The organism is Pseudomonas sp. NPDC087817 (assembly GCF_044742875.1).
Lineage (GTDB): Bacteria > Pseudomonadota > Gammaproteobacteria > Pseudomonadales > Pseudomonadaceae > Aquipseudomonas.
The window spans coordinates 421,361-436,125 of record NZ_JBIUVJ010000001.1 but is presented as its reverse complement, the minus strand read 5'-3'; the positions used below and the strand labels follow the sequence as shown (position 1 = coordinate 436,125).

At 61.0% G+C, this 14,765-nt stretch carries 12 protein-coding genes and 1 pseudogene; all 13 read right to left on the bottom strand.

All coding sequences use genetic code 11. The features are described 5' to 3' along the window. Positions 1-1,107, bottom strand: coding sequence for an enoyl-CoA hydratase/isomerase family protein (locus ACIONG_RS01915; protein ID WP_401296308.1), 1,107 nt, complete (start codon positions 1,105-1,107; stop codon positions 1-3). A 276-nt stretch (positions 1,108-1,383) separates the two neighbouring features. Continuing rightward, positions 1,384-2,073 (bottom strand): HPP family protein, encoded by a 690-nt coding sequence (locus tag ACIONG_RS01910; RefSeq protein ID WP_401296306.1) that lies wholly within the window; start codon positions 2,071-2,073, stop codon positions 1,384-1,386. 154 nt (positions 2,074-2,227) lie between these two features. Next, a pseudogene (locus ACIONG_RS01905) lies at positions 2,228-3,406 on the bottom strand (MFS transporter). A gap of 117 nt (positions 3,407-3,523) precedes the next feature. After that, on the bottom strand, positions 3,524-4,042 hold the full coding sequence (locus tag ACIONG_RS01900; protein ID WP_401296304.1) for a GNAT family N-acetyltransferase: 519 nt from the start codon (positions 4,040-4,042) through the stop codon (positions 3,524-3,526). A gap of 35 nt (positions 4,043-4,077) precedes the next feature. Further along, positions 4,078-5,673 (bottom strand): ArnT family glycosyltransferase, encoded by a 1,596-nt coding sequence (locus ACIONG_RS01895; RefSeq protein WP_401296370.1) that lies wholly within the window; start codon positions 5,671-5,673, stop codon positions 4,078-4,080. Further along, positions 5,670-7,049, bottom strand: coding sequence for a UDP-glucose dehydrogenase family protein (locus ACIONG_RS01890; RefSeq protein WP_401296302.1), 1,380 nt, complete (start codon positions 7,047-7,049; stop codon positions 5,670-5,672). Before ACIONG_RS01890 ends, ACIONG_RS01895 begins: the two co-directional genes overlap by 4 nt. Then, positions 7,046-7,450, bottom strand: coding sequence for a 4-amino-4-deoxy-L-arabinose-phosphoundecaprenol flippase subunit ArnF (gene arnF / locus ACIONG_RS01885; protein WP_401296300.1), 405 nt, complete (start codon positions 7,448-7,450; stop codon positions 7,046-7,048). The genes ACIONG_RS01890 and arnF overlap by 4 nt, the downstream gene beginning before the upstream one ends. Further along, positions 7,447-7,791: a 4-amino-4-deoxy-L-arabinose-phosphoundecaprenol flippase subunit ArnE gene (gene arnE, locus ACIONG_RS01880; RefSeq protein WP_401296298.1), complete on the bottom strand. Its 345-nt coding sequence runs from the start codon at positions 7,789-7,791 to the stop codon at positions 7,447-7,449. The genes arnF and arnE overlap by 4 nt, the downstream gene beginning before the upstream one ends. Beyond that, positions 7,788-9,440: a lipid IV(A) 4-amino-4-deoxy-L-arabinosyltransferase gene (gene arnT / locus ACIONG_RS01875; RefSeq protein WP_401296296.1), complete on the bottom strand. Its 1,653-nt coding sequence runs from the start codon at positions 9,438-9,440 to the stop codon at positions 7,788-7,790. Before arnT ends, arnE begins: the two co-directional genes overlap by 4 nt. Beyond that, the gene (gene arnD, locus ACIONG_RS01870) at positions 9,437-10,321 is read right to left on the bottom strand and encodes a 4-deoxy-4-formamido-L-arabinose-phosphoundecaprenol deformylase (protein ID WP_103302024.1); all 885 of its coding nucleotides are present in this window, start codon (positions 10,319-10,321) and stop codon (positions 9,437-9,439) included. The genes arnT and arnD overlap by 4 nt, the downstream gene beginning before the upstream one ends. Further along, the gene (gene arnA / locus ACIONG_RS01865; protein WP_401296294.1) at positions 10,321-12,312 is read right to left on the bottom strand and encodes a bifunctional UDP-4-amino-4-deoxy-L-arabinose formyltransferase/UDP-glucuronic acid oxidase ArnA; all 1,992 of its coding nucleotides are present in this window, start codon (positions 12,310-12,312) and stop codon (positions 10,321-10,323) included. Before arnA ends, arnD begins: the two co-directional genes overlap by 1 nt. After that, on the bottom strand, positions 12,309-13,343 hold the full coding sequence (arnC, locus tag ACIONG_RS01860) for an undecaprenyl-phosphate 4-deoxy-4-formamido-L-arabinose transferase (RefSeq protein ID WP_401296292.1): 1,035 nt from the start codon (positions 13,341-13,343) through the stop codon (positions 12,309-12,311). The genes arnA and arnC overlap by 4 nt, the downstream gene beginning before the upstream one ends. After that, positions 13,340-14,488 (bottom strand): UDP-4-amino-4-deoxy-L-arabinose aminotransferase, encoded by a 1,149-nt coding sequence (gene arnB / locus ACIONG_RS01855; protein WP_401296290.1) that lies wholly within the window; start codon positions 14,486-14,488, stop codon positions 13,340-13,342. Before arnB ends, arnC begins: the two co-directional genes overlap by 4 nt. Between the last annotated feature and the right edge of the window lie 277 nt (positions 14,489-14,765).

Below are 14,765 nucleotides of genomic sequence, written 5' to 3'. Positions count from 1 at the left end.
TCAGCTCCCGCTCTCATCAAAACCGTGGAAGAAACTCGCGACATGCGCCGCGTCCAGCGCGGCGAGGGTCGGCGGGTTCCAGCGAGGTGTCTTGTCTTTGTCGATCAGCAGGGCGCGCACGCCTTCGATCAGATCGCCGCGTTCGAACCACTGACGATCCAGATGCAGTTCCAGGGCGAAGCAACGTTCCAGGCTCAGATGACGGCCGCGACGGAGCATTTCCAAAGTCACGGCCATGGCCAGCGGTGAACGGGTTTCCAGCAGGTTGGCGGTGGTAGTCGCCCATTCATGGCTGTCGGCCACGGTCACTGCGCGCAGTTGCTCGACCATGCTCGGTACATCGGGCAGAGCAAAGAAATGGTCGATGGCCGGGCGCAAGGCTTCCAGTGGCGCATCGCGCAGGGTTTGCACGGCGTGTTTGGCCAGCAGGTTTTGCAGGGCCTTGAGCGGCGTGTCCTGCCACTCCATCTGATCAAGTTTTTCGTCAAGCAGCGCCAGTTGGCTGCTGTCCAGATACCAGTCGGCGAGGCCGCAATACAGCGCGTCGGCAGCGCGGATCTGCACGCCGCTGACACCCAGATAAATGCCCAACTCACCGGGAATACGCGGCAGGAAGTAACTGCCGCCGACATCCGGGAAATAACCGATGGCCACTTCCGGCATCGCCAGTCGGCTCTTCTCGGTGACCACGCGCAGATCCGCGCCTTGCACCAGGCCCATACCACCGCCGAGGACAAAACCGTCCATCAACGCCAGCACCGGTTTGCGGTAATGATGAATCGTCAGGTCGAGGGCGTATTCCTCGACGAAGAAATCTTCGTGCAGCGTGTCGCCGCTTTTGAAACTGTCATACAGGGAACGAATATCGCCACCGGCGCAGAAGGCTTTTTCACCGGCACCGCGCAGCACGACTGCGTGAACATTGGCATCGCTCGCCCAGGCGTCGAGTTGCTGTTGCAGCAGGCGCACCATGTCGAGGGTAATGGCGTTGAGGCCGGCGGGGCGGTTGAGGGTAAGGTGACCGATATGGTTGCGAACCTCGGCCAGCACTTCGTTTTGCGTGGCATCCATGGACACAGTCCGCGGGGATGAAGCCTGAGCAGTCATCACTAACTCCCTGCTTTTATTGTCTTTATTCGAGAAGCTCGCGCGCGAGCGTTAGCGGATCGTAACAGTGCAAATTTGCCCTGTACAACGGGGATATGTGCAGGGTCTGTCTGCGTTTTTACCTTAGACACAAGATCGCCTTTGTGGCGAGGGAGCATGCTCACGCGCAGGCGCGCAGCAGTCGTAAACCGGGTTATGCGATTTGTCTTGAAGAATGCAGGGGACCGCTTCGCGCTCCAGCGGGAGCAAGCTCCCTCGCCACAGGGATCTCAGCGGCTAACGTGTGAAGACTTCACCGATGCTGCGCCGTTTGGCGTGCTGTTCGCTGGTGTGGATCAGTTGTTCGAGGTCTTCGGGGGTGATGTCGATGAACGCTTCCATGTCCGCCAGTGCCAGTTTCAAGTCTTCAGCGGTGATCGCCTGACTGTCGACCGGTGCCACCGTTGGTGCGGGATCGGCAGCACGTTTCGGATAACGAATCCGCGTCAGATTGTTGTAAGCGAGGGCGCTGAGCAGCATGCACGCAGCGCCGAGCATCACCGGCCCCATGGCTGTCCAGTCCATGGCGACGGTCGCCGGATCTGCCAACACGAGCGTCAACGCCAAGGCGCCGGCCGGTGGATGCAGGCAACGCAGCCAGCACATCAGAATCAACGCCATGCCCGCCGCCAGGCACGCGCTGCCAAGGGTTCGCCCGAGCACGTGGGCCACCAACAATGCGACGACGCCGGCACACAAGTAACCACCGAGAATCGACCAAGGCTGGGCGAGCGCACCGGACGACACAGCGAACAGCAACACCGCCGACGCACCCAACGGGCCGATCAGGTGATAGGCCACGTCATGACCGAACACCTGCGCACACATCCAAACGCTGAACAGCGTGCCCAAGGCCATGCCGATGGCGGCGCGGCTCCATTCGGTGGGGCGGGTGTTGATGGCGGCGGGTAACCAGCGAGCGAGCATGTGAATCCGATCCTGTAAAAAATTGCGGGCAAAAAAAAGGACTGTCCGGCAATCCGGAAAGCCCTCGAAGTGTTCCAACATTGGGGGAGGAACGTGCACAGTGTGCCGATCATTCACGATGCTGACAAATTCATATTAATGCAGTTTCAGTGCATTATTTTTGAACTGACGCCACTCTTCGGCCGCTGACGAAACACAGATAACCGCCTAACGCCGCCAACGCGCTCAGCGCGTAGAACATGCTCGGCGCCGGCGTGTGCATCAGCAGGAATCCGCACATCATCGGACTCGCCGCACCGCCGAGTGCCGCCAGGTTCTGCGCGCCGTAGTAGCTGCCACGCAACTACTCCGGGGCCAGCGTATCAACGAAGAGGAAATCCGCCGGGTAAATGATCATTTCGCCCAAGGTGAAGATGAACATCGCCACGCACCAGCCTACGAGGCTGTCGGCCAGGCTGAAACCGATCAGACCGACGATGAACAACGCCGTGCCACCGGCAATCCACTGGCGCAAGTACTCGCGTTTGAGCAAGCGGCCGATCTGGTATTGCAACAGGATCACCGTGATCGCGTTGCAGGCGAGCAGGGCGGCCATGGTGTCCAGCGTCTGTTGCTGGGTGTGGGTCACCAGCAGGTATTGCGACAGGTACAACGTGAAACGCCCGTGCACCAGCGTGCTGAGCAGGCAACCGAGGGTGAACAGGATCATCGTGCGATCGTTCTTGAGGATGATCAGCGTATTCAGAAAGCTTTGTGGCTGGCCGACTGGCGAGATCGGGCTGGCATCTCTGGCGGCGCCGAGCAGCAGGAAAATACTGCCAATGGCAATTGCGCCGGCAACGATGAAGGGCGCGGCGGGCTGGATGCCGGCAATCACCACGCCGATCATCGGCCCAACCGCATAGCCGATATTGGTCAGCGTGTAATTCAGCGAGAACGCCTTGACCCGCTGGCCGACCGGCAGGTTTTCACTGAGGATCGCCTTGGAGCAGATCAGGAACAGCGCCGACGCGGTCTCGCTGATGATCAGCACCAGGGTGACCAGATACAGGTTCTGCGCGAAGGTCAGCAGCATCAGGCCGATGCCGCTGGAGAGCATCGTCACAATCAGCAACTGACGCTTGTCGAGTTTGTCGATGATGTAGCCGCCGTACAGCGACAACAGCGTCGCGCTGAACACCGCGACGCCCAGCAGCAAGCCGACGTCCTGCGGGTTGAGGCCGAGTTTGTTACTGAGGAACAGGGTCAGCAGCGGACTGATCAGAGCACGGCTGACAACGACCGTCAGCGAGCTGATCATCAGTCGGCGAATGAGGCGCGAGTAGGTGGCCACGAAGAGGTCAACGTCCTTATTTCAAATGCGAGAGGCGCGCCGCCATCCTCCCCGGCTCTCGCTCGGCGGTCAACCTGACACACCGACATGCCCATGTAGGAGATGGTTTGGGTGTTGTCAGGGAAGTGGCAGGCGCATCGCGCAACGTCTTTCGCCGGGGAAACCGTGGTTGATTTCGGTTTGCAGGGCGGTCAGCAGATGCGGTGGCGTGTCTTCAGCGCCGAGCACGATAAACCCGAGGCGCTGATAGAACGGCGCATTCCACGGCAGGTCGCGGAAGGTAGTCAGGGTCACGGCCCACAATTGCATCTGACGCGCGTGCTCAATGGCCGCTGATACCAACGCACGCCCCATGCCTTGCCCCTGAAAATCCTGACTCACCGACAGCTCTTCGATGTGCAATTGACTGTCGATTTCCAGTGCCCGAAGAAACCCCGCCAGTGACTGGTCAGCACTTTCAATCACCCAAACGCACAGCTGCTCGATGGCCTGCACATGCTGCGCGCTATCTGGCACTTCGGCGTCGGCGAGCCAGGCGAGGGCAGGGTCGAGACGAAACAGCCCGGCAGCCGAGCGTTCGATGGCGGGGAGGGCGGCCGCGTCAGCAGGGCTGGCGCGGCGGACGATGAAAGTCATGTCGGGACGAATCCTGTCGAGCAAAGCCCGACAGATTACGGTTTCAGCCACAGCAGGACATAGTCGTTTTTATCGAAACGCCCACTCAACACCGGTTCCAGCGTTTGCAGCGGCGTACCCGCGAGTGCCTTGAAGTCATTGCGATCCATCATCAGCCACGCCGGGCCTTTGAGTGCTTCCAGGTCCTGCGCGGTTTCGCTGAACTGCGGTTGCAGATCCTGCTCGATATTGACCATGAACTTGATCGCTTTGGCATCTTTGCCCATGCCGTGCAGCACCAGTGGTGCCGGGTTTTGTTGAACCTGGGCAAATACTTCACGGCTGAAGGTGCGGGTGTCGTACATCTGCCGTTCAACCGGCTCGAACACCATGGCATACACCGCCCACAACGCCAGCACCGCACTGAACGCCATGACCTCGGCACGCCAGCGCGGCTGCAACAGGCGCGACAATGCAAACACTTGCAGCACGCCAAGCACGATCAACACGCCTGCCAACCCAATTTGCAACTCCGGAACCTGCCGCCGCGCAACCAGCAACACCACCATCAGCAACCCCGGCGTCAGCAGCCATAGCCCTTGAATCACGCCGCGCAACCAGACGAACACGCGCCCGTGCGCCACCTGAAACGGATACGCCGCGATGATCGCCGCCATCGGCAACATCGGCAGCAGATACCGCGCCTTCTTCGCCTGCGGAATCGACAGCCCGACCATCACGATCAACCCCGCCGCCGCGCAATATTGCACCAGCCGCAAGGCCGGCCCGCGCTGTTGCGGTTTGCTCAGCCATGCGCAGGCCAACGCCAATAAGGCCAAGGGATACGCCAGCGCGTAGTTGCCGAGTGAACTGGTGAAGTAATACAACGAACCGCTGACACCCTCGCTGCCGTCCATGCGCCCCATGAACTGCATGCGGATCACGTCCTGCATGAACCCCGGACCACCGCTGACCTGCGCCAGCCACAACAACAGCCCGACGCACGCCACCAGCAACAGCGCCGCGAGCCCGCCGAACATCAGCAATCGCGACCATTGCCGATTGAGCAGGTAATAACTGCACAGCATCCCGGTCGGCACCACCAACCCGATCGGCCCGCGAATACCGAAACCGAGCAGTAGCAACACAAAGATCAGCGACCAGCGCCGTCCACCACCGAAATGATCATGGGCATAACCGAGATAGAACACGGCAAACGCCACAGCGGCAAGCATCAGGTCCTGCGACACCGCACGCACTTCAGTGACGAAGGTGCCGGTGAGCATCAGCAAGGCAATGCTGATCAGCGCCCAACGCCGCGAATACGGCGCGAGCAGGCGATACATCAACGTCACCATCACGGCCCCGGCTACAGCGCTCGGCGTCCAGGCGGTTAAGGCGTTGACCGTGCCGAACGGCAGCGACAGCAGCCAGACAAACCACGTCGACAGCGCCGAGTAGTCCGCGTACGGCTCACCGTAAGTGGTGGGAAACACCGTCGGCCCGTGGCGCAGCATTTCCTGCGCGAACAGCACAAAACGTGAATCAAAACCGATAGGAGCCTGCCCGTAGACCCCGGCGATGAACAATAAAAACGCCAGCAGCCCTGCGATCAGGGACTGCCGGCGAATGGCAGGCGTCAGCGTGATCAAGCGACGTCGGACGCGTGCGGCCACTGTTGCAGCGGTATCGGTAACTTGCGCGATTCGCCACGGCCCATCGGGAAATACTGGAAGCCGTTGCGCGCCAGGCGCTCGGCGTCATACAGGTTGCGACCGTCGAAGATTACCGGTGTGTTGAGACGCTGCTTGATCAGGTCGAAATCCGGAGCTTTGAACTGCTGCCATTCAGTGCAGATGATCAGCGCATCGGCGCCGGGCAATACCGATTCAGGCGTACCCATCAGCATCAGTTTCGACTCATCCGGGTAGAGACTCTGGGTTTCCTGCATGGCTTCCGGATCGAATGCGCGCACGCTGGCACCGGCCGCCCACAATTCTTCCAGCAACACCCGGCTCGGCGCATCACGCATGTCATCGGTGTTGGGCTTGAAGGCCAGGCCCCACAGGGCGAAGGTCTTGCCTCGCAGGTCACCCTTGTAGAACGCGTTGATGCGCTCGAACAGCTTGTGTTTCTGCCGTTGGTTGATCGCCTCGACCGCTTGCAGCAGATCGCTGGAACAGTGCGCCTCTTCGGCGCTGTGGATCAATGCGCGCATGTCTTTCGGGAAGCACGAACCGCCATAGCCGCAACCCGGGTAGATAAAGTGATAGCCGATGCGCGTGTCGGCACCGATGCCCTGACGCACCGACTCAATGTCGGCACCGAGGTGTTCGGCCAGTTCGGCGATCTGGTTGATGAAGCTGATCTTGGTCGCCAGCATGCAGTTGGCCGCGTACTTGGTCAGCTCGGCGCTGCGCAGGTCCATGAACATGATGCGGTCATGGTTGCGGTTGAACGGCGAATACAGGTCACGCATCACGTCGCGTACCTCATCGCCTTCGCAGCCGATAACAATGCGATCCGGCCGGCGGCAATCCGCGACGGCGGAGCCTTCCTTGAGAAACTCCGGGTTGGAGACGATATCGAATTGCAGCAGGCGACCGACCTTGATCAGGGCCTTTTCGATGTGCGTGCGCAGGGTGTCGCCGGTGCCCACTGGCACCGTGGATTTCTCCACGATGATCAACGGCTGTTCACGATGCCGGGCAATCGCGTCGCCGACTGAAAGCACATAACGCAGATCCGCCGAACCGTCTTCACGGGACGGTGTGCCGACTGCGATAAATGCGACCCGACCGTGCTGCACGGCGAGTTTTTCATCGGTGGTGAACAGCAGGCGTTTCGAATCCAGGCCCGCACGCACCAGACTGGCCAGCCCCGGTTCGAAGATGCTGACGTGGCCCTGGCGCAACAGGTCGACTTTCTTTTGATCGACGTCCATGCACACGACGTCATGGCCGACCTCGGCCAGTACTGCGGCCTGCACCAGACCGACATATCCGCTACCAAATACTGTGATTTTCATGGAGCACTCCTGAATTCGGGCGCACGAGCCGGACGAGTGTTGATAGTGATGACCCCGAGCATGACCAGCGCCACGCCCAGTGATTTAGTGAAACTGAAGGATTCGTTGAACAGCGGCAGGCTGGCCGCCAACAGGTACACCAGCGCATAGCTGATGCTCAGCAGCGAATAGGCGCGGCCCAGCGGTAGATCGCGCAGGGCGGCGAGCCAGCAGAGCATCGACAGTGCGTAGGCGAAAATCGCCGCGACAACAACCGCCAGCGCACGCAGGTCGATACTGTCCAGCGCAAGCCAATGGTCCGGTGCCGGCAGGCGCGTCATGCTCCAGCGCATGCCCAGTTGCGCGGCGCTGACCAACAACACGCTGCCCATGGCGAAGGTGATTCCACGACGCTGGTTCATGACTGTTGCCCCAGCAAAACCACGCCACCGATCACCAGCGCCACGCCAAGCCAATGCTGGCGGTCGATGGGTTCACGAAAAACGAAGCGCGCAATCAGGGTGATCAACACGAAGTTGAGGCTGAGCATCGGGTAGGCGATGCCGACTTCCAGACGCTGCAGCACCAGCAGCCAGACCAGCAGGCCCGAGCCCAGCGCCAGCAACGCCAGCCACAACCACGGCGAGCGCAGTTTGTCGGCCCAGGACGACTCGACACCGCGCCAACTTTCCACGGCGTACTTTTGCGCGACCTGCCCGAGGCAGGTCAGCAGGCAGGCGAGCAACAGCAGCAACAGGCTCATGACGCCTCCTTGGGCAGAATCATGATCACCAGGTTGCCCTGCTCATAACGCACGCCGTCCTTTGGCAGTCTGTCGATTTCGTCCAGTTCGTCTTGCCCCTTGACGCGCATCACCACGCCGACCGAACCGCTGCGGCGCGCCTCGCGCATCCACTGTTGAACCTGTTCGGGATCGACCCGTTGTTGAATACCGTCAGGATAGGCAAGGCCATATTTCAATTCGCCTATCGTGTTGTACAACGCCACTTGCGGGCGTTTCAGCCGCCAGGCCAGGGCCGACGCGGCGCCCAGATCGTTGCTCAACAGATGCTCGGCCTGCGCCAGTTCGCTGACGTGATGCTTGATGAACTGATCAGGTGTCTTGTTGGCGACCACCGATTTGGGCAATGCCGCCGGCAACAGCGCGATCAGCAACAGACTGCCGAAGGCCGGCGCCGCCCAGCACTGCAAGGGCAGGAAGGCTTGCAGCAGGTTGGCGATGATCCAGCCGATCAGGGCGATGAACACCAGCACCAGGCTGTGCAGTTCATGGTCATAAATCGGCCGCGTCAGCTGCACATACACCAGCGCAATCAGCACCGCGATTCCGAGCAACAGATTCAGTAAACCGTTGATGCCCAACGCCCGGCCTTGCTCCAGTCGCAAGCGATCGGTCAGCGCATGGCCCAGCAACAACGCCATCGGCAACAGGCACGGCAGGATGTACGTCGGCAATTTGCCGTTGCTCAGGCTGAAGAACGCCAGCGGCATCAGCAACCACAGCAACAGAAACACCACTTTGGGCTGAGTACGGCTCTGCCATGCCTGCTTGAAAGCAGTCGGCAACAACCCCACCCACGGCAGACTGAACGCCACCAGCAGTGGCAGATAAAACCACCACGGCGCATCGTGCTGGGCATCGTCCCCGGCGAACCGTCGAATGTGTTCATGCCAGAAGAAGAACCGCCAGTAGTCCGGTTCCTGCGCATGCACCGCCAGCGCCCACGGCAAGCTGACAATGATCGCCACAGCAATCGCCACCGGGCCGTACAGCAGCAATTCGCGCCAGCGTTTTTGCCAAAGCATCCACGGCAAGGCGATCAGCACCGGCAACACCCAGGCGAGAAAACCCTTGGTCATGAAGCCCATGCCGCAGGCGAATCCCAGCACGGCCCAGGCGGCCATGCGTTTGCCGCTGCTTTGACTGTCGACGGCAAACCACAGCGCCACCAGGCTCAGGTTGACCCAAAACGTGAATTGCGGATCGAGGTTGGCGTAGCCCGATTGCCCGGCAACCACGGTGAAACTCATGTAGAGCAGGGCGCAGACGAAGCTTTTGCGCGGCTCGTTCCACAGGCGCCGGGCGATCAGGTAGCAGAGCAACACGCTCAAACCCGTGCTCAGCGCCGAAGCGAAGCGCACGCCGAACAGGTTCTGCCCGAACAATTCCTGCCCCAGCGCGATCATCCAGTAGCCGGCAATCGGCTTCTCGAAATAGCGCAGGCTCATGAAATGCGGCGACACCCAGTTGCCGCTCAGCAGCATGTCCTGGCTGATCTGTGCGTAGCGGGTCTCGTCGGGAATCCACAAGCCATGGCTGCCCAGCGGCAGCAGATAGGCCAGCAGACAGATCGCCAACAACAGCAGCGGCAGTGTCCAGCGTTTAGTCATGCGCCTTGCACTCCCAGCCAGCCTTCGCGGCCGTCGAGGGCGCCGCGCTGAACACGACCCACGGGCAAGGTGTTGAAGAACTCGGGCAACAAGTCGCCCAGCGGGGTGAAGTCGATGTTGCGCTGGCGCGCATCGGCCAGCAGTTGACGAAAGTCCTCAGCCATCAGAATCCCTTCTACTTCGGCATGAATGGTGTAGACGTTGAGTTGTCGCGGCAGAAAGTGATCGAGGATGAAGCGGTTGAAATCCCGCGCCGCAACGATGGGGCCGACGACTTCGTCGAAGGTCGGCAGATCCACCGGAATCTGCGGCGTGCCCGGTGTGCCGTCAGCCAGCAGCGGACGGAACACTCGCGTCCCTCGGCAATCGCTGTTGTAGCGAAAGCCGAACGCCTGCTTGGCTTCAATCACGCGCTCGTCGGCACGCCAACCGGCAGCGGCCGAACAGGTGACCTTCTCGCCAAGAATGTCGCTCAAGGTGTCGACGCCCTGACGGATCTGCTCGATCAGCTGCTGGTCGCTCCAGCGCCCGGCATTGGCCTGCCAGCCGTGGTGATCCCAGGCGTGTAGGCCGACCTCATGCCCGGCGTCTCGGGCCTGACGCATCAGGTGCCCGAGTTCGCGGCCAATCGGTTTGCCCGGCCACGCGGTACCGGCCAGCAGAATGTCCCAGCCATACAGGCCGGCCGCGTTGGAACGGAGCATCTTCCAGAGGAACTGCGGGCGGATCAGGCGCCACAGATGCCGGCCCATATTGTCCGGGCCAACACTGAAGAAGAACGTTGCCTTGATCTGCGCTTCGTCGAGCATTTCCAGCAGCCGCGGCACACCCTCACGGGTGCCGCGAAAGGTATCGACGTCGATGCGTAGACCGGCCTGCATCAATGCTTGTCCGCGATTTCGAGCATGGCTTCACGCAAGAAGAAGTCCAGCGTATTGCCGATGGTCTCGCGCATTTCCACGGTCGGCGTCCAGTCCAGCAGGCGCTTGGCGTTGGCGATGCTCGGTTTGCGGTGCTCGACGTCCTGGTACCCGGCGCCGTAGAACGCCTTGCTCTCGACGTCGCGGAAACCGGCGAACGGCGGGAAGTTGTGGCGCAGCGGATGCGCTTCGAACTGGCGCAGCAACTCTTCGCCCAACTGGCGGATGCTCGCTTCATTGTCCGGGTTGCCAATGTTGATGATCTGGCCGTTGCAGACGTCGTTGTCGTTATCGATGATCCGCGCGAGTGCTTCGACGCCGTCGGCGATGTCAGTGAAGCAACGTTTTTGCTCACCGCCGTCGAACAGACGAATCGGCGTGCCTTCCACCAGATTGAGGATCAGTTGGGTGATTGCCCGGGAGCTGCCGATGCGCGCCGAATCCAGACGATCAAGACGCGGGCCCATCCAGTTGAAAGGCCGGAACAGCGTGAAATTCAGGCCCTTGGCGCCGTAGGCCCAGATCACCCGGTCGAGCAGTTGCTTGGACACCGAGTAGATCCAGCGCTGCTTGTTGATCGGCCCGACGATCAGGTTGGAAGTGTCTTCGTCGAAGTTCTTGTCCTGGCACATGCCATAGACTTCCGAGGTCGACGGGAAGATCACGCGCTTGTTGTATTTGACGCAGTAGCGCACCAGCTTGAGGTTTTCTTCAAAGTCGAGTTCGAACACCCGCAGCGGATTGCGCGTGTATTCGATCGGCGTGGCGATGGCCACCAGCGGCAGGACCACGTCGCATTTCTTGATGTGGTACTCGATCCACTCGGAGTGAATGCTGATGTCGCCTTCGACGAAGTGAAAACGCGGATGGCTGCGCAGACGCTCGATGGCGTCGGAGCCGATATCCAGACCATAGACTTCATAGCGGTCATCACGCAGCAGACGCTCGGACAAGTGATTGCCGATGAAACCGTTGACGCCGAGGATCAGCACGCGAGTGCGACGTGGGCCACGGCCGGACTCGGCGCCGCGCAGCAGCGAGCCGTCGACCAGACCGAGTTCGTTGGCCAGTTGCGGGCCGCTGAGGTACAGACCGTTGTCGTTGCGCTGCCCCGAGAGAATCACCAGCGAATCTTCGCCACAAGCGATGCGCAGCGGATCGACACTGATCACCCGGCCCGGGGCCTGGCCTTCGTTGCCTTTGGCGACTTCGGCGCTCCAGACGATCAGTTTGTGCTCGCCCACGGCGCAGAAGGCGCCCGGGTACGGTTGAGTCACGGCGCGGACCAGGTTGAACAACTGCTCGGCGGGCTGCGCCCAGACCAGTTTGCCGTCCGCTGCGGTGCGGCGACCGAACACCGTGGCCTGGCTTTCGTCCTGCGCAGTTTCGCTGATCTTGCCTTGCAGCATCGCCGGCAGGGTGTCGCGCAGCAGATCGCTGGCGGCGACACGCAGTTTGCCGTGCAGGCTCAACGCTGTGTCGCTGCGCTCGATGGCCACGCGTTGCTGGGCGACGATGGCGCCGGCATCGGCACGTTTGACCATGCGGTGCAGGGTCACGCCGGTTTCGGTTTCACCGTTGACCAGCACCCAGTTGGCCGGCGCGCGGCCACGGTAGCGTGGCAGCAACGAGCCGTGCAGGTTGAACGCGCCTTTTTTTGCGGTGGCCAGCAGCGCCTCGCTCAGCAGGTTGCGGTAGTAGAAGGAGAAAATGTAATCCGGGTCGAGCTTGGCGATGCGCTCGATCCACAGTGGGTGATTGGCGTCCTCCGGCGCGTGCACCGGGATGCCTTTGTTGGCGCACAGTTGCGCGACCGAGGCGTAGAAAGCGTTCTCTTTCGGATCATCGGCGTGAGTGAACACCGCGGCGATATCGAAGCCGCTGTCGAGCAGGGCTTGAATGCCGGCGCAGCCAATATCGTGGTAAGCGAAGACAACAGTTTTTGCACTCATGAGAGAACCTGACCGGTAGTAGAAGTTGTAGAAGGAGTAGAAGAAAGACCATCAACGGTGACGGCCGGCGCCGGCGTAGCGGGGTGGCTGCGCAGCACCTTTTCAATGAAGAAACGCGGGCGGGCGCGTACATCGCTGTACATGCGTCCCAGGTATTCGCCGAGCAGGCCCATGCCGATGAACTGGCCACCGGTAAACACGAACAGCACCGCGAACAGCACGAACATGCCGTCACCGGCCCAGCCGGAACCGAAGGCCAGACGCAGGACGATCAACGCCATCGCAAACAGCACGCCGAGCCCGGCCATAGCGAAGCCAACAATGCTCAGCAAACGCAGCGGCGTAGTGGTCATGCAGGTGATCAAATCGAACATCAGGTTGATCAGACGCATCGGGCTGTACTTCGAATCGCCATGCTCACGCTCGGCGTGGGCGACGACGATTTCGGTGGTGTGGCGTGCGAAGCTGTTGGCCAGAATCGGAATGAAAGTGCTGCGCTCACGGCAGGCGAGCATCGCGTCGATGATCGTGCGGCGGTAAGCGCGGAGCATGCAGCCGTAGTCGCTCATCGCAACGCCGGTTGAGCGTTGCACGGCGAGGTTGATCAATTTTGACGGGTAGCGGCGCAGCGCCGAATCCTGACGATTGCCGCGCACTGTGCCGACCACGTCGTAGCCTTTTTCGGCCTCGGCGACCAGGCGCGGGATTTCTTCCGGCGGGTTCTGCAGGTCGGCGTCGAGGGTGATCACCACGTCGCCCTTGCACTGCTCGAACCCGGCCATGATCGCCGCGTGCTGGCCGTAGTTGCGGTTGAGGATCACCGCCACAAACGGGCTGTCTTCGCGGCTCGCGGCTTCCTCAAGTAAATTGGCGGACTCGTCACGGCTGCCGTCGTCGACGAGGACGATTTCGTAGTCGTGACGCAGCATCCGGCACGCCGCTTCAGTGCGGCGCAACAGTTCCGGCAGGCTGTCCTGTTCGTTGTAGACCGGGATGACGATCGACACGCAACGGATTGGGTAAGGTTTCACGGGCGTTTGTCCATAAGAGTGGCGATGGCGCCGACCACGCGATCAAGGTCCTGATCGGTCATGTCGGGGAACAACGGAATCGAGCACAGCCGCGCCGAGTTCCATTCGGTGTTGGGCAGATACAGATCGGGGTCACGCTGGCGGTACCAGGTGTGCAGGTGGGTGGCGATGAAATGGATGCCGGTGCCGATGCCCTGATCCTGCAAACCCTTCATGAAGGCTTCGCGGTCCATGCCGCAGCGCTCGCTGTCGATGCGCAGGATGAACAGGTGCCAGGCGTGGGTTTGTGCGTAGGCAGGCACGGCCAGCGGTTGCACCGGCAGGCCTTCAAGCTTTTGCCGGTAAGCGGCGGCCAGTTCGGTGCGGCGGGCGTTGATCGCGTCCAGACGCTCCAGTTGCACCAGCGCAATCGCCGCGTTGATGTCGGCCAGGTTGTATTTGAAACCCGGCTCCATGACCTGCGCCTGCGGCTTGCGGCCGCCGGTGAGGCGGTCGTAGGCATCAACGCCCAGACCATGGAATTTGAGCATGCGCACGCGACTGGCCAGCGCTTCGTCGTCGGTGACGAACATCGCGCCTTCGGCACAGGTCATGTTCTTGATCGCGTGGAAAGAAAAGATCGCCGTGCCCTGAGCGCCGACGTGACGGCCCTTGTAACGGGTGCCGGCGGCGTGGGCAGCGTCTTCGATCACCGCGATGCCGTGTTTGTCGGCCAGGGCGTACAGCGGATCGAGATCGAATGCCGCGCCGGCGTAATGCACCGGAATGATCGCTTTGGTACGCGGGGTGATGGCGGCTTCGATGCGGGCAGCGTCGGTCATCAGTGTGTCGCGGTCGACGTCGACGAACACCGGCGTGGCGCCGATCAGCGAGATCATGTTGGCGGTCGAGACCCAGGTCTGCGATGGCGTGATCACCTCGTCGCCCGGACCAATACCCAACGCCAGCAGGGTGATGTGCATGCCGCCGGTGGCCGAAGACAGGGCAACCGCTTGCCGGCTGCCAACGTACTGTGCAAATTGCTCTTCGAGTGCCTGGTTTTTTGGTCCGGTGGTAATCCAGCCGGAACGCAATACTTGCTCTACGGCTGCAATTTCTTCATCACCGATACTGGGGCGAGAGAAGGGGAGAAACGCCTGACTCATGAACACCTCATCACAAACAATCAGAAGAAAACCAACTCGAAAAATCGGATCCAACTTCAGCGTAGACGCAAAAAATACCTTCGCATCAATAAGTTGCTGAAATGACTTACCGTCGGGGTCAGGTTGACTTTTCGGGCGTTGCGCGGCAGTTTGGGCACCGCCGCCGCGGGTTCTATTGGAATTAAGGTTATGCCCGTTTTTGTGAAAGGAACATGAAAAAGCGGTTGGCGAATCGTTTATATGAAACTCATACAGCCACTGTTCAGACTTCTACCGT

Coding starts and splice junctions, on each gene's coding strand:
- ACIONG_RS01915 (WP_401296308.1), bottom strand. CDS start 1,107: ATGACTGCTCAGGCTTCATCCCCGCGGACTGTGTCCATGGATGCCACG.
- ACIONG_RS01910 (WP_401296306.1), bottom strand. CDS start 2,073: ATGCTCGCTCGCTGGTTACCCGCCGCCATCAACACCCGCCCCACCGAA.
- ACIONG_RS01900 (WP_401296304.1), bottom strand. CDS start 4,042: ATGACTTTCATCGTCCGCCGCGCCAGCCCTGCTGACGCGGCCGCCCTC.
- ACIONG_RS01890 (WP_401296302.1), bottom strand. CDS start 7,049: ATGAAAATCACAGTATTTGGTAGCGGATATGTCGGTCTGGTGCAGGCC.
- arnF (WP_401296300.1), bottom strand. CDS start 7,450: ATGAACCAGCGTCGTGGAATCACCTTCGCCATGGGCAGCGTGTTGTTG.
- arnE (WP_401296298.1), bottom strand. CDS start 7,791: ATGAGCCTGTTGCTGCTGTTGCTCGCCTGCCTGCTGACCTGCCTCGGG.
- arnT (WP_401296296.1), bottom strand. CDS start 9,440: ATGACTAAACGCTGGACACTGCCGCTGCTGTTGTTGGCGATCTGTCTG.
- arnD (WP_103302024.1), bottom strand. CDS start 10,321: ATGCAGGCCGGTCTACGCATCGACGTCGATACCTTTCGCGGCACCCGT.
- arnA (WP_401296294.1), bottom strand. CDS start 12,312: ATGAGTGCAAAAACTGTTGTCTTCGCTTACCACGATATTGGCTGCGCC.
- arnB (WP_401296290.1), bottom strand. CDS start 14,488: ATGAGTCAGGCGTTTCTCCCCTTCTCTCGCCCCAGTATCGGTGATGAA.